The following is a 21,129-nucleotide window of genomic DNA, read 5'->3' on the forward strand; positions in this document are numbered from 1 at the left end:
CTCAGGCTCATGACCGCACCGTTCCGTGCCCTGCTCATCGGTGTCCCGTCCTACCTGGACCAGGGCATCCCCGACCTGCCGTTCATCGGGAACGACCTGTCCGAGCTGGCCTCGGCGCTGGGCGGGGCGGGATACGAGGTCGGCGTCCACGACGCCGTCGAGACCGACCACGACAGCATCGACTCCGCCGTCGAGGCCTTCTTCCAGGACGCCGCCGAGGGGCAGACGCTGCTGCTCTACGTGAGTGGTCACGGAATCCACTACGACGGCGTCGACTACCTGGTGCCCCGTGGGGCCCGGACCCGCTCCCACGACTTCCGTCGCCGATGTCTGTCCCTCGACTTCAGCGGCTACGTCGAACGCAGCCGCGCCGGCGACGTCGTCGTCTTCGTCGACGCCTGCCGGGAGGGCCTCACCCTCAACGAGATGAGCGCGATCAACGCTGCCGGCTGGTCCGAGATGCGGGTACAGCGCGCGGCCGAGCGCCACTACTGCTACGTCTACGCCTGCTCGCCGGGTGAGCGCGCCCGGTACGCGGACACCGAGGCCGGCACGTTCAGCCTGTTCTCCCGGGCGCTGAGCACGCTGGTGGCCGACGAGGCGGGACCCGGCACGCTCAAGGAGGTCAGGGAGCGACTGCAGGACGGCTTGGACGCGCTGACCGCCGAATACGGCTGCCCACGGCAACAGGTACGCGTGAGCACCGAGACCGACATCGACGCCTTCCACGTCATCCCGCGGCCGCAGCGGGCCCTCGCGGGACCCCCGGGCGACCACCCCTGGGCGACGCTGGCCCGCGAGCACACCGCTTGGAGCCAGGCGGGAGACGGTCCCGGCGCGGAGGCCCTGCGCGAGGCCGCGGCAGGCCTGGCCGGACAGCTGGCGGGCGGAGTCGCCGCGGACGAGCGCCTGCTGGCGCCGGACCCCTGGCGGCCGGCGGGGTTCGCCGAGCGGATGACCGACCGGGTGAGCTGGCTCCTCTCCACGGTCCTGAACCCCGAGAAGCTGGCCCTCACGCCGGCCGAAGCCACCCTGCTCGTCGTCACCCCTTTCCTGTACGCCGCCTACCACGACCGCATGGCCGCCCGGGCACTGACGGTCGTCCCCGAGAACCTCGCCCACGTCGCGGACGCCTCCGCGGAGCGCAAGAGCTACGAACAGTTCTTCGGCAGCCAGTCCCGGCTCCTGCGCCGGGCGGAACGGGCCACCGAACTGGGCGACACGGCGGGTACCACCGGCATCGCGTGGTGGCTGTTCCGCCGGTGGCTGCTGTGGCAGCCGCGCGACCACAACGACGACGCGCTGACGGATCTGATCGGCCCGGACGCGGTCCCCGTACGGCCCGGGTGCGCTCCGTCGACGTCGCCCGAACAGCGCCTGATCGCCGAAGTGCTCCGGCCGGAAGGGCTCATGACCCTGCTGCGCGCCCTTCAGGCCACGCCCGACCTCAGCGTGATCCGGCCGGTGCGCCAGGTGGCCGGAGCGACGGTGGCCGAACAGGACGTGCGTGAGCAGCTGCTCATCGCCCTGCTGACGGTGGCCCACCGCCTCGCGATCGACCCCACCATGCTGCCGGACGTGGTGGTGGACCACCTCGGCATCAGTTACGCGGTGGATCTCGATCACATCCACGAGACGCTCGCCTCGGCCCAGTGGGACCCGCGGGGCCGCACCCGGGTGCTGAACGCGGCATGCCGGCACCCCGCCGTGGGCCTGGCCCTGCGGCAGCATGCCGCGGGACTCGACGCCCTCCTCGGCGAGATCGACGTACGTGCCGCCGCCGAGCGTCAGCTGCTGCCCCTCCAGGATCTGCCCGCGCACGCCACCGCCGACCAGGTGCACGCCGCCGCCGACGGCGCCGGGAAACCCGCGTACGAATCCACGGACCTACGGTTCCGGCTCGCCGACGACCGCATCCAGGAACTCCTGATGGGCGAGCAGCTGTACGGCGACCCGACGCTGGCCGTTCGCGAGCTGTATCAGAACGCGCTGGACGCCTGCCGCTACCGCGAGGCGCGGACCGAATTCCTGCGCATCCGGGGCGAGGGGCCCGGCGAATGGTCGGGCCGGATCAGCTTCACGCAGGGGGAAGAGGACGGCCGCGCCTACATCGAATGCACGGACAACGGCATCGGCATGGGAGAACGCGAACTCCGCGACGTGTTCTCCTACGCGGGAATGCGCTTCGCCGACCTCCCCGAATACCTGGAGGAACTGGCGGCCTGGCGTTCCGAGGGCATCGACCTGCACCCCAACAGCCGCTTCGGCATCGGCGTGCTCAGCTATTTCATGATCGCGGACGACATCACGGTGACGACGTGCCGCCTCGACCGCGAAGGCCACCCGGGCCGCCGCCTCCAGGTCGACATCGCGGGACCGGGCGCCCTGTTCTACATCCGCGACCTCGGCCGCGGCCACACGGCCGGCACGACGGTCCGCCTGTACCTGCGGACGCCGGAAACGCCGCTCTCCTGCACGGACATCCTGCGACGACTGCTGTGGATCTCGGACTACGCGGTGACGGCGAAGGACGGGGAGGAGACGCTGAGCTGGCAGCCGGGGGTGCTGTCGGAGGTGGCGCCGGTGGGGCATGAGGACCCTTATGCGGGGGACGCGCGGCGTGAGGGCGGGGTGTATGTCGACGCCACGTCGCGGAGTGATGTGTGGTGGTGCAGCATCACGGGTGGCGTGCTGGCCGACGGTTTGTGGGCGGGGGTTCCACTGTTCGGCGCGGTGGTGAACCTGGCGGTGCGGCATGCGCCTCGGATGACGGTCGACCGGCGGAAGCTGCTGGAGTGGGACAAGGGGCACGTCGGGGAGGTGCTGCGGGGGGAGATTCCGGCGCTGTTCCAGGAGAACGGACGGGTGCTCAGTCACGAGTGGCTGGCAAAACTGACGTCGAGTGATCTTCGATTGGCCGACGAGGTGGCCGCGCACGCCGCCTCGGCACAACATAGCCCGTGGGTGGTCAGTGGTTACGACGTGGACGTGACCGCCGTGGGGTGTTTTCCGTTCGACGAGGCGATCATCGAGCATCACCCTTCCGTCAGGTGGCCCTTCCTGGCGCGCAATGCGGTCTTGAACGACGAGATCGTCGATTGGCGTGTGCTGTCCTGGATCAAGGCAGGGAAGTTCCCGGGGCTTTCATTGGCGACGGATACAGCGGTTCCGACGGCACGCCCGACAGACGTTTCGCTGCTGGGCGTTCCCGCAAGGTTCTACTTCGGCGCCGGGCGGGTTCGCCGTACGGCTCCGGAGGTTGTGGCCCAGGCCATGCCGCTGGGTGAGCTTGCCGTAGGTCATGTCGTCAAGGTTGCCAGCGAAATCGGTTGGTCTCCCGCTGAAGCCGCCCGGCGACTGGCCCAATTCGGTCACACCGTTCCGGGCGATGTCGCCCTGCCTCCAACCGCGGAGCCCGGGGACAGCGTCATGCTCCGCAAACTTACCTGGGAGGCCGGTTGGTTGCCTGCTCGGGAGTCTGTGCAGGTGGGACACGTCCTTCAAGCAGCGCGTCGTCTCGGCAGGAGCCCCGTGGACGTAGCGGGGCGCCTCGCCGAATTCGGCCACCACCTTCCGGACGGGGCGGTGCTGCCCCAGTCGGCGCTCATCGACGACATACTCCTTCTGGCCTGTGACCCGCAGCTGACTTCCGACCCTGTCCGTCCCTCTCGCTGGCTGGAGGCCCAGGAGCCCGTTCCGCTCGGCCATGTGCTCTTCGCCGCGGACAAGTTGGGCCGCCGCCCTGCCGAAGTGGTCGCACGCCTCAACGAGCTCGGTCACCGTCTGAAGGGGGACCTGGTGCCGTCCTGCACCACGGTGCTCCACGACCTCATCCTGCTCAGCTACGGTCTGGACGGAATCTACCCCTGGCTGGACATCGATGACCCGGTGAGCCTTGGGCATGTACTGAAGGCCGCGAGGGCCACGGGCCTTGCCGTCGATGAAGTGGCCGGTCGCCTTGAGGGGCTCGGTCATCGCCTGGCCAGCGACCCGAAGACACTCCGTGCATCCGGGCTCGACGACCTCTACCTCCTCGAAGATGTCTCCGAAGGACTCCCCGGTCGGCTGTATTCCGGCGGATCGGTGCGGCTCGGTCACGTCCTGAAGCGTGCGGCAGATTCGGGCCACAGCCCCGCCGACGTGGCGGCTCGCCTGGAAGAACTCGGTCATCGCCTGCCCGACGGCGTCATGGTGCCGGACAAGGCGCACACGGACGACGTCCTGTTCCTCAGTCGAGGTCTCAACCGCGAGGCACCCTGGCTCGACGTGGACGAGCCGGTCCGGGTCAGTCATGTGCTGAGGGCCGCGGCCCTCACCGGTCGGCACACCCCCGCCAATATCGCCACCCGCCTGACCGAGCTGGGGTACGTTCTGCCGGAAGGCACCAGACTCCCGCCGTCCACGGTCGGCGAGAACGTGCTGCTGTTCTGCTCCTCCCACGACCGAGCAGGAGAATGGCTCGACCCTCAAGATCCGCTCCCGCTCGGACACGTCCTCAACGCGGCGCTGCATACACGCCAGAGTCCGGCGCACATCGCGGACCGCCTGGCGGCTCATGGCTATGTCTTGCCCGAGGGGATTCGCCTCCCGCCGGAGGCAAGCGGCGGCGACGTGACCCTCCTCAGCAAGGCGCTGAACCAAGGAGGCCCCTGGCTGTCCGCCGACAAGCCGGTCCCACTCCGCCACATCATCTCCGCCTCGGTCACCCTCAGGCGGGAACCCGGCAAGATCGCCGAGCGCCTCCTGGAGCTCGGCTACTCCCTGCCGGACGGCGTGCGCGTGTCATGGGACGGCCTCTGACAAAAGTCATGCCGAGTCGTGGACAGTCCGCTCTGCCGGGGAAGGGGGCTCGGCCGGGATGCTTGTACGTGTCCCCAGCCAGGGGCTTGTACGACTCACGGGGGAGCTCATCATGCGGACTGACACGAAGGCGACGGTGCCGGCCGGGCGGAGTGGGGGCGACCAGCGGCGGGCTCTGGCCGAGAGTCTCGCGCCGTTGGTGGTGGACGCCGTTCTGCCCATGGCGGCCTACTACGTGCTGCACGGGCCCGTCGGCATGAGCACCTTCGCCGCCTTGGCCTGGAGCAGTGTGCTGCCGGCCGGGCGCACGGTCTGGGCGCTCGTCCGTGACCGGCGGCTCAACGGGCTCGCCGCCGTCATCCTCGCCGTCAACGTCCTGGGGCTGGCGCTCTCCTCGCTCACCGGCGACGTCCGCCTGATGCTCGCCAAGGAGAGCGCGGGCTCGGGCGTGGTGGGGGCCATGGTGCTCGTGTCGGTCCTGGCCGGGCGGCCGCTGATGAGCGCGGGTCTGCGGCCGTGGGTCACGCGGGGCGACACGGGCCGGAGTGCCGCCTGGGACCGGCTGATATCCAGTTCGGAGCGCTTCCGCGCCGCCGAGCGGAGGTTCTCGGTGATCTGGGGCTCCGCTCTCCTCGCCGAGGCCGTCGCGCGCGTCATCGGCGCCTACACGCTGCCCACCGACACCATGGTGTGGCTGGGCAATGTGATCCTCGGCGTCGCCATCGTCGGCGCGATGGTCGTCGCGGGCGGCACCGCCGCCGACCCCATGGAGAAGATGGTCGTCGCGGAGGCGGCCGGGGCCGGCACCGCCGCCTGACGGCCACCGGCCGGCACCGGAGTCCCCGGTGCCGGCTCCGTCCCCGGGCCGCTCAGTCCCGTCGCTCCCGCAGCAGGGCGCCGATCCGCGCCGCCGCTGCCGCCAAGTGGCGTCGCGATTCGGCCAGCTGATCGGCCGTCACTCCGTGGTCGCGTGCCGCGTCGCGTACCTCGTCGCGGAAGCGGTCGAGGAGGCGGTCCAGGTCGCGGGCCGGGTCCTTGGAGAAGGCGTCGTCGGCCGTGGCCCAGTCGGGGAGCGGGACTCCGTCCGCCGGAGCGTCCTCGCGGGCGACGTGCTCGTCACCCCGCACATGGTCCGTGCGTTCGACCGTGATGGTCGTCGGGGGCTCCGTGCGGGCGGCCTGGCCCGCCAGGTTGCCCAGTTCCCGGGCCAGGGCGCCGAAGCCCTCGACCAGGCCGGCGGGCCAGTCGCCCTTGCGGGAGTGCTCGCGCACCTGCTCCCGTACCCGCTCCTGGATGCGGAGCATCTCCTCGCGGGCGTGGTCCTGGGCGGCGCGGGCCTGGCGGCGGGCGTTGTGGGCCTCCTGGCGGGCGCGCTGGCTCTCCTCCTTCGCTCGGCGCGCCTGCTCCTTCCACTCCTCCTTGGCCTTGCGCAACTCCTCCTTGGCACCGGCGAGATAGTCGCCGGGGTGGCCGCCCGAGGCGGTGTCGGAGCGGGCCTGGCGGGCCGCTTCGCGCATCTCGCGGCGGAGGTCGCCCGCGGCGCCGCGGACGTCCTCGCGGATGTCGGCGGCGAGGGCTGCGACGGACTCGCGGATCTCCAGTTCGAGTTCGGCGAGTTCGCCCTGGCGCTCGGCGAGCTCGGCGCGCCCGGCGTCGGTGACGGAGTAGACCTTGCGCCCGCCCTCGTTGGTGTGGGTCACGAGGCCCTCGGCCTCCAGCTTGGCCAGGCGCGGGTAGACGGTGCCGGCGGAGGGCGCGTACAGGCCCTGGAAGCGTTCCTCCAGCAGCCGGATGACCTCGTAGCCGTGGCGGGGCGCCTCGTCGAGGAGCTTGAGGAGGTAGAGCCGCAGCCGGCCGTGGGCGAAGACGGGGGGCATCAGAGGACCTTTCCCTGGGAAGGGGTGCCGGCGGTGTCGTCCTGGGACGGGGGCCGCCGGAGCAGCGCCACCGCGCCCGAGACGGTGGTGACCTTGAGCCGGCCGTGGCCGGAGCCGAGCCGGCCGGTGATGCGCTTGGCGCCCCACTGGCCGCTGACCCGGAGGTCCTCGAAGGCGCAGGACACCTGGCCGCTGGTGGTGTTGGCGTTCACCTCGGCGTCCACCGGGTGCGGCAGCCGGACGGCGACCTCGCCCGAGACGCTCGTGAGGTCGAGCGTCGGGTGGGCGGGGGCGCCGGCGGCCAGGTCGACCGTCATGTCGCCGCTGACCGTCTCGGCCTTCACGGTGGTGCCGGCGCTCTCGATGAGGGTGAGGTCGCCGGAGACGGAGTTGAAGCGCAGGTCGCCATGGAGGGACTGGGCCTGGAGGTGCCCGGAGACGGTCTCGGCGCGCACCGCGCCCCGCAGGCCCACGAGCGTGGTGTCACCCGTGACGCCGCGGACGTCCGTGGCACCGGAGACTCCGGAGACCACGGCGCTCGCGCCGACGACGCCGACCTCGACGCGGGTGGCGGTCGGCACGGTCAGCGTGACCGTGACGCTGCGCTTCCATTCCTTGCGGTCGAGCCACTTGAGGAAGTTCTTCCAGGGCAGGTCCTCGTACGCGACGGTGAGCAGGCCCTCCTGGTGGGTGACGATCAGCGGAGGGCCGTCGATCGCGGAGAGCTCCAGGCCGGCCGGGCCGCTGTCCGTGCCGACGACGTTGACGGTGCCACCGACGACGCGCACGTTCAGGGCCGTGACCGGCTCCTCGAAGGTGAGCTTCTGTGGCGCGGCGAGTGACCACTCGGACCGGTCCGACATTCCGGGCCTCCTCTGCGTTGGGAGAGGACGCAACATATCGCGTCTTCGATAAACACGATATATCGCGTCCATCGGAAGTCAAGGGTCGTCCGCGTGGCTTAGCGTTGACGCATGTCCGCAACTGATCACAGCCGGGCGGCGGGGGTACTGCTGCTCTGCCGGGCCGAGCCCGACCGTGTCCGACCGTCCGCGCAGCTGCTGCGCGAGCCGCTGATCCTCGCCCCGGCGGGCGAGGGCTGGAGCGTGCTGGTGCCGGGAGAGGAGGCCTGGCGTGCGGAGGGCAGCCACCTCGCCGCGGTCACGGCCGAGTGGGCGCACGCCCTGACGGTCGCCGAGTCCTGGCCCGCGGTCGGACTGTGGTGGGACGAGGAGGGCGCGGGCTTCGTGGTGGCGGCGGGCTTCCGCCGTACGGTCGGCTACACCTGGCTCGCCGACGGCGCGCCGCTGGGGGAGGAGGGCGCGATGACCGCCCTGCGGGCCCGGCTGGGCCTGGACCCCGTATTGGACGCCGAGGCCTTCGACCGGCTGACGCGGCCGGATTCCGACGCCGACGCCGCCGCCCGGGTCCTGGGTGTGATCGCGGTGCTGGCCCGCGCGGGGCTCCACCTGCCGGCCGGCTTCACCCCGGGCGCGAGCGCGAGCGCCCTGCGCGTCGCGGCCGAGGCGGCCCCCGACGCCGAGGCCGTGGAGTGGCCCGGCTGGCGGGAGGCGGTGCGCGGCAACCTCGACGCGTCGGAGCAGGGCCTGCTGGGGGAGTGGATACGGGGTCCCAAGGCGCGGGCGCTCGGCGCTGCCGAGATCGCCGCCGGCGTCTCCCTGCTGGTCCACGCCCGGCGCGGCGCCGGCTCCCGGCGGCGCTGGGCCGCCGCGGGCGCGGTGCTCGTCGCCGACGGAGCGCTGACGATCGCCTACGACGCCTGGCGTTCGCGCGCGGGGAAGGCCCGGAGGCAGCGGTAGACGACCGGGGCGCGGGAGAGGACGGCGGGCATCCCCGCCGTCCTCTCCCCGTCCGCCTTGTTCCTACTCGCCGTCCCTGCTCTCCCTACTCGTCGTCCTCGTCGTCCAGGCGCGCCAGCCACGTCGCGAGCCGCTCGACCGGGACCTCGAAGTCCGGGTTGAGGTCGACGAACTCGCGGAGCCGTTCGGCGACCCAGGCGAGGGAGACCTCCTCCTCGCCCCGACGGTTCTCCAGCTCCTCGATGCCGCGGTCGGTGAAGTACAACGTGATCTCCGTAGGGGATGGTGGACGGGGGTTGCAGTCCAGCCCAGGATAGGCGGCGGCCCCGAGGGCATTGGCCAGGACCTCTCGCGCCGGTCCGATCAGAGGACTAGCCTGCTGCCTCACGCGACGACGACGGCGTCCAGAGGAACAGCGCTCACGACACAGCAGCTCGCAGCACGGCATTCGGCGACATCCGCGGAAGCACCGCGGACGCGGTAACGGGGGTGGCGCGTGGCCGACGGCATCACTCAGGTCCGGCTGGACGACGGCACGGTCGTCTGGGCGCGGATCGCGGAAGCGGAGCAGCTCGCGGAGGCGTCCGGGGGCGCGTACGAGGATTCGAGCGCCGCCCGGCGCGTGGCCGATATGGCGGGTGGACTCGCCGACGCCGTGCGCGGTGTCGTCGGATCGCTCCGCATGGGTCTCGCGGCGGCGCGGCCGCACGAGGTCACGGTGGAGTTCGGCATCGAACTGGCCGCCCAGGCGGGCCAGGTGGTCAGTCTCATCGCCGACGGCAGCGGCAAGGCCTCGATCACCGTGTCGCTCACCTGGACGGAACGGGCCGAGCAGGGGGAGCCCACCGGCCCCACCAGCCCCACCGCCCCCACCGGCCCCGGCGCTCCTTGAGCGCCCTGGAAGGGCCCGCGCGCCACGCGATCGTGCGCGTCTCGGAGCGCGGCGGGGCGAATGACCGCGGCGGCGCCCGGTTCTGGGGCAGCGGCTTCTTCATCGCCCCCGGATGGGTCCTGACCTGCGCCCATGTCGTGGGGAACGGGGGCGGCGACGTCCTCCGCGGCGCCACGTCCGTCGACATCACGGACGCGCGGGAGCGCACCACCGAGGGCCGGGTCGCGCTCGCCCTGCCCGCGCTCGCCGACCCCGACCGCCCGCCCCGGCCCTGGCCCATGCCGGACCTCGCGCTGATCGAGGTGGACGGCGCGGAGGACGCCGCCTGCCTGTGGCTGAGCGACCGTTCGGCGATCGTGCCCGCCGACATCAGCCTCCACGGATGGTCGCGGGAGACCGGTGAGCTCGCCCTGCGCCATGGCATCGGCACCGCCAGCGGCGGTGACGGCCGCGACGGCAGCGCCATGCTGCTGCGCGGTGAGATCCCGGTCGCCGGCTGCTCCGGCGGCCCCGTGGTCGACACCGGGCGGGGCGCGGTCATCGGCGTCAGCAAGGGCCGGGGCAAGGACACCGCCGGCCTCGCCGTGCCGGTCACCGCCCTGCGCCGGCTCGCCGACGACCGGGCGGGCCGGGAGCGGCTGCACGCGATCGTCCGCGCCCACGACCGGTACCACTACGAGCGCTACCGCGCCCTGGGCTCCCGCGGCAGCTGGCCCGGGCTCCAGCAGCGGCTGCGCGAGGCGCCGGCCGGGGCGCCCGCCGGTGGGTTCACCCCGCGCCTGCGCACCCACCTCTTCGCCCGGCTCGCCGAACTCACCCCGCCCGGCACGTCCGGCGAGGTGATGCAACTGGTCGACGACACCAAGCGGCGGGTGATCCAGGACCCGTACCAGCCCGGTGTCGAGCACGACCCGCGCAGCTGGCGCGAGGGCGCGGGGCTGCTCTACGACCTGCGGGACGGGCCCGGCGGCGCCGCGGACGCGGGGCAGGAGCGGGGCCGCGACCTGGAGCTGGAGGCGGTGCTGCTGTACGCGGCCCGGGTCGCGGCCGCCGTCAGCCGCCTGGGCCGGGACCGGGACCTCGCACCGCTGCGCGACCTGAGCGGCTGGCTGAGCGCGGAGGCCGAGCCGCTGTCGGACGTCATCCGCGAGGAGATCGGGCAGATCCTGCACGGCGGCGCGGCCGACCCGGGCACGCCGCGCGGCACGGCCCCGCCGGGCACGGTCGAGCTGCGCAAGCCCGAGCCCCGGGACGTCGAGCCCGGTCCTGCCGAGCGCAGCGCCCGCCGCCGGGGCGACGTGATCGTCGAGGTCGATCCGCTGACCTACGGCGACCGCTACCCCTGGCGCGTCAAACTCCTGCTGGAGGACGGCGTGGTCACCCCGCTGCGCTCCCACGAGGAGGGGGTGCGCCGGGCCCTGCTGTGGGAGGCGCTGCGCGAGCCCGTCGCCGCCGCGCTGGACCTGGGCGACGTCGGCGAGCACCTCGCCGAGCTGCATCTGGTGCTGCCGCGCGAGCTGTTCGACGAGCCGCTGGACGACTGGCGGCTGTCGCCGCCCGGCGCCCCCGTGGACGGCTTCGATCCGCACACCCTGCCGCTGGGCCTGCGCCGGGTGGTGGTGCTCAAGGACCGCAAGCGCCGGGACCGCCCCGCGACCCCCGAGTGGCACCGGCGCTTCAAGGGCACGGCCCTGGGCCCGGTGACCGCCGTACCGCTGCGCCGCGAGGTGCCGGCGCAGGGCCACGACGGGCCGCGCCGGGAGGGCGGCCACGCGGTGTACGGGCGGCTGTCCGAGGCGCCGGACACGGTCGTCCCGGTGTACTGCGGCGGGGTCGCCCGCGGCGCGGGCGCCATGGCGCTGGACGCGGCGCTGGCCGCCGGCCACGGCGTGGTGATCTGGCGCCGCGGGGCCACCGGGCACACGGATTGCGCCGAATTCCACGAGCGGGCCGCCGGGCTGGTGTGCGAGGCCGGGAACGCCGAGGGGCTCCACCGGCGCATCCGTAGCCTCCGCATCCGCTGCGGTGACCCCGACTTCCCTGATCCGGAGGTCGCGTGGGCATGCTCCATCGCCCTCCTGTTCGACGATCCGGATCGTCCGCCGGAGCTCGACACGCCGTTGCGCGCCCCCGGCGCCCGTCCGGGGACCGTCGCATGACGGCACGTCAAGTACGTGCCAGGGGAATCCGAAAGGGGTCGGCAGGGCAGTGTCGTGACGGTACCTTCGAGCGGGGGAGGGCACAGGTTCACGGCAGGCACGCGAGGCCCCGGGCACGGCGGGCCACACGGTCATCACCAGCCACGAGGAGCCCAGAGCTACGAGGAGCCCAGTGTGAACGATTGGCGCATCTACCGGGGAGCCGGCCTGCCGCACGACGGGATCCGGCGGCTGCCCCCGCCCCCGCCCTGGCGCGACTTCGCCGCCGCCGGACCCGACACCGGCTCCGGCACCGACCCCAGCGCCGCCCGCCGCCTCGGCGTGCTGCGCCGCCTGGTGGAGAACCACCATCCGCGCCCCGAGGAGGTGGAGGCCGTCAACGCCGCCCTCTACCTGCGCCGGCCGCTCCTGGTCACCGGCGCTCCCGGAACCGGCAAGTCCACCCTCGCCCACGCCGTGGCCCACGAGCTCGGCCTGGGCCGCGTGCTGCGCTGGCCGATCGTCAGCCGCAGCACCCTGCGCGACGGCCTCTACCACTACGACGCCATCGCCCGCCTCCAGGACGTCCAGCTGGAGCGGGCCGGCGGGGACACCGCCGACCGACGCCCCATCGGCTCGTACGTCCGGCTCGGCCCGCTCGGCACCGCCCTGCTCCCCCGGGAGACGCCGCGCACGCTCCTGATCGACGAGCTCGACAAGGGCGACCTCGACCTGCCCAACGACCTCCTCAACGTCCTGGAGGAGGGGGAGTTCCGGCTCACCGAGCTGGAACGGATCGCCGACCGCGAGCCCGAGGTCGAGGTCCTCACCGACGACGGCGAGCACACTGTCGTCAGCGGCGGCAGGGTGCGCTGCACGACGTTCCCGCTCATCGTCCTCACCTCCAACGGCGAACGCGACTTCCCCGCGGCCCTGCTGCGCCGCTGCATCCAGCTCGACCTCGAACCGCCGCGCGAGGACCAGGTGACCGCCATGATCAGGGCGCATCTGGGCGACGACGCGGTGACGGACGGGGAGGAGCTCGTCCAGCGCTTCCTGGAACGCGAGCCGGGCGAGGTGATCGCCGCGGACCAGCTGCTCAACGCCCTCTTCCTCACCCAGCACGCGCCCCGCACCGAACGCGTCACCCGCGAGCGCCTCGCGAACATGCTCATGCAGCCACTGGACCGTCCGAGGTGATGAGAGATGACGGCGCCCCCCGACCATCGGCTGGGGCAACTGGTCGCCCGGCTGCGGGCCGCGCACTGGGACCTCACCGCGCGCGAGCTCGCCGACGCCGTGTGGCTGGCCCGGTGGGTCACCCCGTCCGCCGTGCCGCCGGGCCCGGCGGACGGACCGGACCCGGCGGACGGGGCGCCCCGGCACGCCGACCCTGAAGCCGGCCGGGACGACGACAGGGATGACGGCAGGGGCGACAGCAGGGATGACGGCAGGGACGCCGAGCGCCGCGCCGGGCCCGGCCGGCCCGGGCCCGGGACCGCGCGGCAGGACTCCCGGGGGCCCGGGGAGGGTTCGGCCGGGCCCCGAGCGGAGCGCTCCGGTCCCGTCGCCCTCTACGCCCGCGGCGGCCGGGGGACGCCCATCGGAGCCGAACAGTCCGGCACCGCGGGCGACGGCACCCGGGACGGAACGCGGGGCGAGACCTTCCCCGTCCGCCTCCCCATGGCCTCGGCCCTGCCCGGCCTCCTCGGCCTCCAGCGCGCCCTGCGCCCGCTGCGCGGCTACCGCGCCCCCGGCCCCCGCGGCCTGGGCCCGCTCGACGAGGACGCCACCGCCGAGCAGGCGGCCGCCTCCGGCGTGCTCGCCCCCGTCCACCGGCCCGGCGCGCGGCGGACGGCCACCATGCAGCTGCTCATGGACGTCTCGCCCTCGATGGCCGTCTGGGAGCACATGCCGGAGGAGCTCCGCCAGACCTGCGCCCAACTCGGGGTCTTCCGCGACGTCCAGGTGCGCTATCTGCACCGCGGCGCCGACGGCGGGCCGCTGATCGGCACCACCGCCCCGCCCGTCGGCGCCGGCCGGCCGCACCCCCGCGCCGCCGGGCAGTTCCGCGACCCCACCGGGCGCAGCCTCACCCTGGTCGTCAGCGACTGTGTGGGCCGGCTGTGGCAGGACGGGACGGCCCAGCGGCTGCTGCACGACTGGGCGCGCACCGCGCCGCTGGCCGTCGTCCAGCCGCTGCCGCCGCGCCTGTGGCCGCGCACCGCCCTGCCCGCCCAGCCCGGCACGCTCGTCCGCGACCCCGCCACGGGCGGCCGGCCGCGGTTCGACCCCGACGGCTACGGCCCGCCCCGACCCGCCGGGGCGCTGCCCGTACCGGTCCTGCTGCCCACCGGCGCGGCGCTCGGCACCTGGGCCCGGCTGCTGTCCGGGCCCGGCCGGTCGGTCGTGCACGGCGCCGCCGCGTGGCTGCTGCCGGACCACCCGCCGCGCCCGGTGCCGGCGCACGCGCCCGGCGAGGGCGCCGCGTACGACCCCGGAGCGCTGCTGCGCGCCTTCCGCTCCGGCGCCTCGCCCGGCGCCCTGCGGCTCGCGGTGCACCTGGCGGCCGTACCGCTGACCCTGCCGGTCATGCAGGTCGTCCAGCGGGCGATGCTGCCCGACACCGGCCCCATGGAACTGGCCGAGGTGCTGCTCAGCGGGCTGCTGTGGCGGCTGCCCGACCAGGGCCCGGCCGACGGCGCGGGGGCCGGCGACGGGCCGCGCTACGAGTTCGCCGACGGGGTGCGGGAGACGCTCCTGCGGTCCCTCGACCAGAGCGCCGCGGCCCTCGTCCTCAAGCACTGCTCCGACTACGTGGAACGCCACTTCGGCAAGGGCGCCCGCAACTTCTCCGCGCTCGCCGCCGCCCAGCTCTCCGGTGGCCCCGTCCGCCCCGGCCCCGGGCGGGAGGGCACCGGACCGGACGCAGGACCGCCACCCACCGGCGTCCCGGCCGAGCCGGAGCTCTTCGCCGAGGTGCCCGCCCGGGTCGTGCGCTGGTACCGGCCGGTGCCCCTCGGCAGCGGCCCGGTCGACGAGGCCGAGCGCCTGCTGCGGCTGTGGCGCGTCCAGGCCGACCCCACCCTGCTGCACGAGGCCCGCGACCGCGCCGCCCCCGCCGCGACCGCCCCCCTCGACGCGGCGGACCCGGCGGCGGAGGGCATACGGGCCCGGCTCGCCCTCGCCGGGGTGCTGCGCGCCCTGGCCGGCACCGAGTCCGTACGCCATGACCCCACCCAGCGGCACACCCTGTTGACAGAGGCCGTCGCCCTGCTGACCGAGGCCCACGACCACACCGACCCCGCGAGCGAGCGGCACACCGAGGCCGCCCTGGACCTGGCCGCCGCCCAGCACGCCGCCTGGCTCGCCGACGGCGACCCGGAGCGGCTGCTCGCCGCCGAACGCACGCTGCGCGCCCTTCCCGGCGGCACGGACGAACGCCACCTGCGGCTCGGCCGGGTGCTCCTCGCCCTCGCCCGGACGGGCCACCGCACGACGGAACGCGCCGCCGAGGCCGCCGCCGAACTCCGCGCGGGCCACGCGCTGCTGGAGGCCGCCGAGGCGCCGGACGTCCGGCGCTGCGCCGCCCTGCTGGACCTCGCCCGGGCCCTGCGGCTGTCCGGCGCGCCCGCCGCCGGCACGCTCGCGGTGCTCGACGCGGCCGCCCGGCGGGCCGTCGACGACGCCCAACTCCTGGACTGCCGCACCGAACAGGCCCGCACCCACGCCGGCGCCCGGTCCTGGCCCGAGGCCGACGACGCCTACGCCGCCGCCGTCGCCCTCACCGGGCGCCACAGCGTCCGGCGGTGCGAACTCCTGGCCGAATGGGGCGAGTCGCTGCTGGGCCGGGCCGAGGAGACCGGCGAGGACGGGGCCTCCGACGGCGGGCCCGCCGACGTGATCGGCCGCGCCGAGGCGGTGCTGCGCGAGGCCTTCGCGGTCAGCCCCGGCCGCTCCCCGCTGCGCTCGCGGACCCAGCTGATGCTGGGGCGCGCCCTGGTGCTGCGGTTCGGCCGGCAGGGCTTCCCGCCCGACCTCTACGAGAGCTGCCACCTCCTCGAACAGGCCGCCCGCCACGCCCCCGACGGCGCCACCCGCGCCGAGGCCTGGCTGGCGCTGGGCACGGCCCGGCTGGCGCTGAGCGACCTGTCGACGACCGCGCCGGTGGCCGACGCCGCGGCCGCGTTCGACACCGCCGCCAAGGAGGCGCGGCTCCTGGCCGACCCCGGCGAGCCCGGCTCGGTGACCGCGGCGCGCGCCCTGCACCGGTACGGGCGGGCCCTGGAGCGCATGGGCCTGCCGCACGCGGCGCTGGCCGCCTACCGCGCGGCCCGCCGCGAGTGGCAGGACCTGACGGGCCGGCTGGCCCGGGTGCCCTGGGCGGAGGTCCGGGCGACCCGGGAGAGCGTCGAGCGACTCGACGGCGCGTGAGCCGGCCCCGGGGCGGACGTGTTTCCGCCCCGGGGGCCCCGGGAAGAACCGTCCAGCCGCACGGACGCCCCCGGCGGACGGCGGCAGGGAGGAGGAGAGGGTGCCTGAGCACGAGAACGCCGCCGCGGCCGCGCCGCTGCCCGACCTGGCGGGCGTCGGCCTGCGGGCCCTGCGCGAGACGGCGGACCCCGGTGTCGCCGCCGCCGTGGAACGCGCCCTCGCCCGCCCCGCGGAGCTGGGGGAGATCTGGTACTCCGGCAGCAGCGAGGCGGGCGCGACGGGCGCCCCGCGCTGACCACGACGACGGGGCGGGGCCCGTACGGGTTCGCGCGTGCCCGGGCCGGGCTCGTACGGTCCCGTCGGCGGCCGGCAGCGGGGAGTGGCGGTGGACAGAGGGGTACGAGGCCGGCAGCGGCGAGGCGGGGGCGAGAGGCGCCACGCGCCGGTCGCCGCGTCCAGGCCGGCTCGTACGGTCCCGCCTGCGGCCGGCGGCGGGGGCGCCCCGCGCCGGTTCGCCGCGGCCGGGCCGGGCCCGTGCGTTCCCGTGCTGTCGGCACGAGCGCCGACCGTACGTGACCGGGCCGATCCCGTACCGTCCCGCGCCACCGCCACCGCCACCGCCACCGGCACCGGCACCGGACCGTACGACCGAGCCGTCCCCGGCCGTCCCGCGCGCGGCCACGCGGCGCGCGGCCCGTACCCGCGCCGGACCGACGGAACCGAACGAGCGGACCGAGGGGGCCCGTATGACCGCTGAACGCCTGCCGCCCGGGGCCCTGGCCCGGTTGTCCCGGACCGGGTCCGCCCCCGGCGACCGGGCCGCCCTGCTCGACGGCGCCCACAGCCTTCGGCTGGTGCTGCTCAAGTCCCTGCTGACCCGGCTCGAACGGCGGCCCGGCGCCGTGCCCGGGCCCGTCCGTGACCGCTTCGAGGCGCACTGGGGGTTACTCGAGCGCGCCGAGACCCATGACCGGCGCTCGGTGCGCGACACCCTGGACTACCCCTCGGTCGGCCACTGGCTGGCCCGCACCCTCACCGCCCCCGACGGCGACGCCCTGGCCCACGGCCTGGGCCACTTCGGCGCCGTCGCCGCGACCGCCGCCCTGCGCGCGGGTGCCGCCTTCACCGTGGATGTGGCCACCCCCGGCGGTGCCCTCGTCCTGCCCGGCGCCGGGCTCGCCCTGACCGGCGCCGACACCGTCCGGCTCACCACCCACGGCCGCACCGCCCGCCTCACCACCCCCGCCGGCCACCGCGCCGGCCCCGTCCTGCTGCGCGTCAGCGGCCGTGTCACCGGCCGTGTCATCGGTCGCGTCACCGGCCTCGGACCCGGCTGGCGGGGCCTGCCGGCGCTGCCCGGCGGCGACGCGCTCGTCGACGACCTCGACCCCTACCGGGCCCCGCCCGAGGGCGTCAGCGGGGCGGCCCTGCCCGCCGCGGACCGCACCGAGACCGCCGGTGAACCCTGGGTCCGGCGCTGGCGGGCCGCGCTGGACCTGCTGCGTGCCACCGACCCGGAGCGGGCGGCCGAGGTGACCGCCCTGCTGCGCTGCCTGGTGCCGCTCGCCCGCTCCGGTCCGCACGGGCGCGCCGCCGGCCGGGTCAGCGCCACCCACCGGGTGGCGCCCGGCGCCGTGCTGGCCTCCCCGGCGGCCACCGCCGAGGAGCTGGCCGAGGTCCTCGTCCACGAGATCCAGCACACCAAGCTCTCCGTGCTGCACGACCTCGTGCCGCTGCACCGGGCGGCCCCGGACGCCGTCCACCGCGTGGCCTGGCGGGCCGACCCGCGCCCGTTCGCCGGGGTGCTCCAGGGCGCGTACGCCCACCTGGCCCTGGCCGATCTGTGGGCGCGCGCCGCCCACCGTCCCGCCGGCCCTGAGGCGGCCCGGCGCGAGGCCCGGGCGCGCCGCGATTCCTACCTCCGGCAGGTCGCGCGGGCCCTGCCCATCCTGCTTGAATCGGCTGAACTGACCTCGGCGGGCCGGGAGTTCGCCGACGGCATGGAGCGGCACCTCGAGGAGCTGGGGCGGCTCCGCGACCGGCCCGCGGTGATCGGCGCTACGTCACGTGTCAGTGACGTACGGTAATCTTGCGTCCGTGCCGGCCCCTCGGCCGACGCAGCGCGAAGGGACAGAGGGAGACGTGCGGATGGCCACGCAAGCGCAGGGCAGCGAGCATTTCGTCGTCGTCTTCGCCGGGTACCACCGGCCATGGGCCACCTGGATCGGCCACCGGCTGGAGAGCCACGGCCACCGGGTGACCCTCCAGCGCTGGGACCCCCGGCGGGAGGTCCCGCTGGAGACCGCCCTGGGCGATCTGCTGCTGGCCTCCGGGCGGATACTGCTCGTCCTCAGCGACTGGTTCTTCCAGCTCGGGCCGCGCCGGGAGGGGGAGTGGAGCGAGGCCCTGCGCGGGGTCGTCGCCGCCAACGCCCACCGCTTCGCCGCCGTCAATCTCACCAACCGCGCGCTGCCGCCCGCCAGCGCCGTGCTGGAGCCGGTGGACCTGTGGAGCGTGGGCGCCCAGGAGGCCGAGCGCCGGCTGCTCGGCCGGCTCGGTCTGGCGGCCGCCTCGCCGCGCCGGCAGCTGCCCGCCGCGCCCGGCTCCCGCTTCCCCAACGACCCCCCGGCCGTCTGGGGCGAGGTCCCGCGCCGCAACGTCCGCTTCACCGGCCGCGACGACCTCCTCAACAGCCTCCAGCAGCACCTGATGGACGCCGAGCAGGGCGCCGGCGTCGTCACCCTGCTGGGCATGTCCGGCATCGGCAAGACCCAGATGGCCGCCGAGTACGCCCACCGGTTCAGCTCCGACTACGACGTCGTGTGGTGGGTGAACTCCGACACCCGGGGCACCCTGCGCGAACGCCTGGGCGAACTCGCCCCCGAGCTGGGCCTGGCCAGCGGCTCCGAGCCGGGCGAGCGCATCCGGGCCGTCGGCGAGGCGCTCCGTCGCGGCGATCCCTACAAGCGCTGGCTGATCGTCTTCGACGGCTGGGACGACATCGACGGCGCCGACGACCTGCTGCCCGAGGGTTCCGGCCATGTGCTGATCACCTCCCGCAACCGCAGCTGGAACGACAGCCGCACCACCCTGGTGGAGATCCCCGGCTTCGACCGCCACGAGAGCACCGGCTATCTGATGCGCCGCGCTCCCCGCATCACCGCCGACCAGGCCGACGAGGTCGCCGCCGAGCTCGGCGACATCCCGCTCGCCCTCGTCCAGGCCGCCGCCTGGCTGGGCGAGTCCGACATGGAGGTCACCGACTACCTCCGCATGGTGCGCGACGGCGAGCTGTCCGACCTCGCCGACCAGAGCGGCTTCGACGGCGTCCCCCGCTCCTCCCTCACCTCCTGGTCGATACTGATCAACCGGCTCCGGGAGACCCAGCCGCAGGCGGTCGAACTGCTCTCGCTGTGCACCGCGTTCGCCCCCGGCCGCATCCCCATCGGCCTCGTCCGCCACCTCGCGCCCGCCGACCTGCCCGACGGCCTCGGCTGGCTCGCCGCCGACCTGGCCGGCTGGACCCGGGCCCTGGACACCCTGGTCAACTACTCGGTGTGCACCCGGGACACCCGCAGCGCCCTCGCGGGCGAGGAGCCGGGCCCCGAGCAGGAGTCGGTGCACATGCACCGCATCGTCCACGACATCGTCGGCCGCCTCACCTCACCCGCCGACCGCGCCCGGCACCGCGAGGTGGTCCGCCGGATGCTGGTCGCCGCCGACCCCGGCAACCCCCAGGACTCCCGCCTGTGGCCCCGCTACGCCGAGCTGCTGCCGCACCTGGAGCTGTCCGGCGCCCTCGCCAGCCGGGACGAGCGCGTCCAGGAGACCATCCTGAACCTGCTGCGCTACTGCTTCCGCAGCGGCGAGTTCCGCACCGGCGCCGCCCTCGCCGAACAGGTCCGCGAGCACTGGTCGGAGCTCTTCCCGCCCGAGCACCCGCGCATGATCGAGCTCACCACCCAGCAGGGCAACATCCTGCGGGCCTACGGCGGCTTCCGGGCCGCCTACGAGCTCGACCGCGCGCTCCTGGACCGGCTGCGCGCCACCCCCGGCACCGACCGCACCCACCTGATGACCGCCACCAGCTGCCTGGCGGCCGACCAGCGCTACCTCGGACAGTTCGCCGAGGCCCTCCAGGCCCAGCGCGAGGTCCTGGAGTCCGCCCTCGAACTCCTCGGCCCGGACGACTACCTCACCCTCCTCGCCCAGCACAACCTGGCCGCGAGCCTGCGGCTGCTGGGCCGCTACGCCGAGGCGTACGAGGTCGACCTGGAGACCCTGCGCAAGCGCGAGTCCCTGCTGCGCGCCCGTCACGCCACCACCCTGGTGTCGGGCATCGCCTGCGCCCGCGACCTGCGGCTGATGGGCCGCTATCGCGACGCGCTGGCCCGCCAGGAGCTGGGCATGCGGCTGCACGTCCAGGTCCTCGGCCCGCAGCACCCGCAGACCCTGCGCGCCCGCCACAACCTCGTGCTGTGCGAGCGCCGCGCCGGCGCCCCGCAGGACGTCGGCGGCGCCATGGCCAGCCTCCTCGAACAGACCGAGCAGGTCCACGGCCGGCGGCACTACGCCACCGTCTGCCTCCTCGTGGACCACGGCAACTACGCCCGCGAACACGGCGAGCTGAGCCAGGCCCGCGACCTCATCGCCGAGGGCGAGGCCGGTCTGCGCGAGCTCCTCGGCCCCGCCCACCCCATCAGCACCGGCATGCTCTCCAACACCGGCCTCGTCCTCCAGGCCGCCGGAGAGCGCGCCGAGGCCCTCACCCTCTTCGAGGCGGCCCTGGCCGGCCTGACCGCCACCCTCGGCCCCGACCACCCCTGGGTCCTGGGCTGCGCCCTGAACGCCGCCGGCGGCCGCAATTTCACCGGCCGCCTGGACAGCGCCCAGGAGCTCAGCCGCGACACCCTGCGCCGCGCCCGTCACGCCCTGGGCGAGGACCACCCCTTCACCCTCTCCTGCGAGGTCGCCCTCGCCATGGACCTCCGGGGCCTGAGGGAGCACGACGAGGCCGGCAAGGTCGAGGAGAGCGCCCTCCAGCGCCTCACCCGGACCCTGGGCGCCCAGCACCCCCACACCCTGGCGGCCCGCCAGCGCGTGCGCCCCTACTGGGACTTCGAGCCCTACATGGGCTAGTCCGAGCCCCGCACGGGCCGGCGGGCCGG

The 21,129-nt window shown here is 74.8% G+C and carries 13 protein-coding genes; 10 read left to right on the plus strand and 3 right to left on the minus strand.

Going from position 1 to position 21,129, the window contains the following annotated elements; all coding sequences use genetic code 11:
* Positions 1-9: 9 nt before the first annotated feature.
* Both AC07BS_RS15905 and AC07BS_RS15910 read left to right on the plus strand, forming a co-directional pair.
* A complete protein-coding gene (locus AC07BS_RS15905; RefSeq protein ID WP_478932608.1) occupies positions 10-4,800 on the plus strand; it encodes a wHTH domain-containing protein in 4,791 nt (1,596 codons plus the stop codon).
* Between the two features lie 112 nt (positions 4,801-4,912).
* Entirely contained in the window at positions 4,913-5,617 is a 705-nt protein-coding gene (locus AC07BS_RS15910) for a VC0807 family protein (protein ID WP_478932610.1), read from the plus strand.
* Positions 5,618-5,669: 52 nt separating this feature from the next.
* Here the strand turns inward: AC07BS_RS15910 and AC07BS_RS15915 are convergent, their stop codons facing one another.
* Entirely contained in the window at positions 5,670-6,677 is a 1,008-nt protein-coding gene (locus AC07BS_RS15915) for a PadR family transcriptional regulator (protein WP_478932612.1), read from the minus strand.
* Positions 6,677-7,540, minus strand: coding sequence for a DUF4097 family beta strand repeat-containing protein (locus AC07BS_RS15920; RefSeq protein WP_478932614.1), 864 nt, complete (start codon positions 7,538-7,540; stop codon positions 6,677-6,679). Before AC07BS_RS15920 ends, AC07BS_RS15915 begins: the two co-directional genes overlap by 1 nt.
* A gap of 111 nt (positions 7,541-7,651) precedes the next feature.
* On the opposite strand from AC07BS_RS15920, the gene AC07BS_RS15925 reads away from it, so the two are divergent.
* Positions 7,652-8,497: a hypothetical protein gene (locus AC07BS_RS15925; RefSeq protein WP_478642588.1), complete on the plus strand. Its 846-nt coding sequence runs from the start codon at positions 7,652-7,654 to the stop codon at positions 8,495-8,497.
* 85 nt (positions 8,498-8,582) lie between these two features.
* Here the strand turns inward: AC07BS_RS15925 and AC07BS_RS15930 are convergent, their stop codons facing one another.
* The gene (locus tag AC07BS_RS15930; RefSeq protein WP_099201211.1) at positions 8,583-8,762 is read right to left on the minus strand and encodes a DUF6104 family protein; all 180 of its coding nucleotides are present in this window, start codon (positions 8,760-8,762) and stop codon (positions 8,583-8,585) included.
* A 231-nt stretch (positions 8,763-8,993) separates the two neighbouring features.
* On the opposite strand from AC07BS_RS15930, the gene AC07BS_RS15935 reads away from it, so the two are divergent.
* The 7 genes from AC07BS_RS15935 to fxsT all read left to right on the plus strand — a co-directional run bounded on the left by AC07BS_RS15935 (position 8,994) and on the right by fxsT (position 21,100).
* Positions 8,994-9,389 carry a CU044_2847 family protein gene (locus AC07BS_RS15935; protein WP_478932617.1) on the plus strand — a complete coding sequence of 132 codons (396 nt, stop codon included), beginning with the start codon at positions 8,994-8,996 and terminating at the stop codon, positions 9,387-9,389.
* Positions 9,386-11,548 carry a VMAP-C domain-containing protein gene (locus tag AC07BS_RS15940; protein ID WP_478642583.1) on the plus strand — a complete coding sequence of 721 codons (2,163 nt, stop codon included), beginning with the start codon at positions 9,386-9,388 and terminating at the stop codon, positions 11,546-11,548. Before AC07BS_RS15935 ends, AC07BS_RS15940 begins: the two co-directional genes overlap by 4 nt.
* Positions 11,549-11,722: 174 nt before the next feature.
* On the plus strand, positions 11,723-12,727 hold the full coding sequence (locus AC07BS_RS15945; protein ID WP_478932619.1) for an AAA family ATPase: 1,005 nt from the start codon (positions 11,723-11,725) through the stop codon (positions 12,725-12,727).
* Between the two features lie 6 nt (positions 12,728-12,733).
* Positions 12,734-15,961, plus strand: a complete 3,228-nt coding sequence (locus AC07BS_RS15950) for an SAV_2336 N-terminal domain-related protein (RefSeq protein WP_478932621.1) — start codon at positions 12,734-12,736, stop codon at positions 15,959-15,961.
* A 100-nt stretch (positions 15,962-16,061) separates the two neighbouring features.
* Positions 16,062-16,256, plus strand: coding sequence for a hypothetical protein (locus AC07BS_RS15955; protein ID WP_478642576.1), 195 nt, complete (start codon positions 16,062-16,064; stop codon positions 16,254-16,256).
* Positions 16,257-16,707: 451 nt separating this feature from the next.
* Positions 16,708-18,048 (plus strand): aKG-HExxH-type peptide beta-hydroxylase, encoded by a 1,341-nt coding sequence (locus tag AC07BS_RS15960; RefSeq protein ID WP_478932624.1) that lies wholly within the window; start codon positions 16,708-16,710, stop codon positions 18,046-18,048.
* Positions 18,049-18,109: 61 nt separating this feature from the next.
* Entirely contained in the window at positions 18,110-21,100 is a 2,991-nt protein-coding gene (gene fxsT, locus AC07BS_RS15965; RefSeq protein ID WP_478932626.1) for an FxSxx-COOH system tetratricopeptide repeat protein, read from the plus strand.
* The last annotated feature ends 29 nt before the right edge of the window (positions 21,101-21,129 follow it).

This window comes from Streptomyces sp. NPDC044063, from assembly GCF_056434285.1.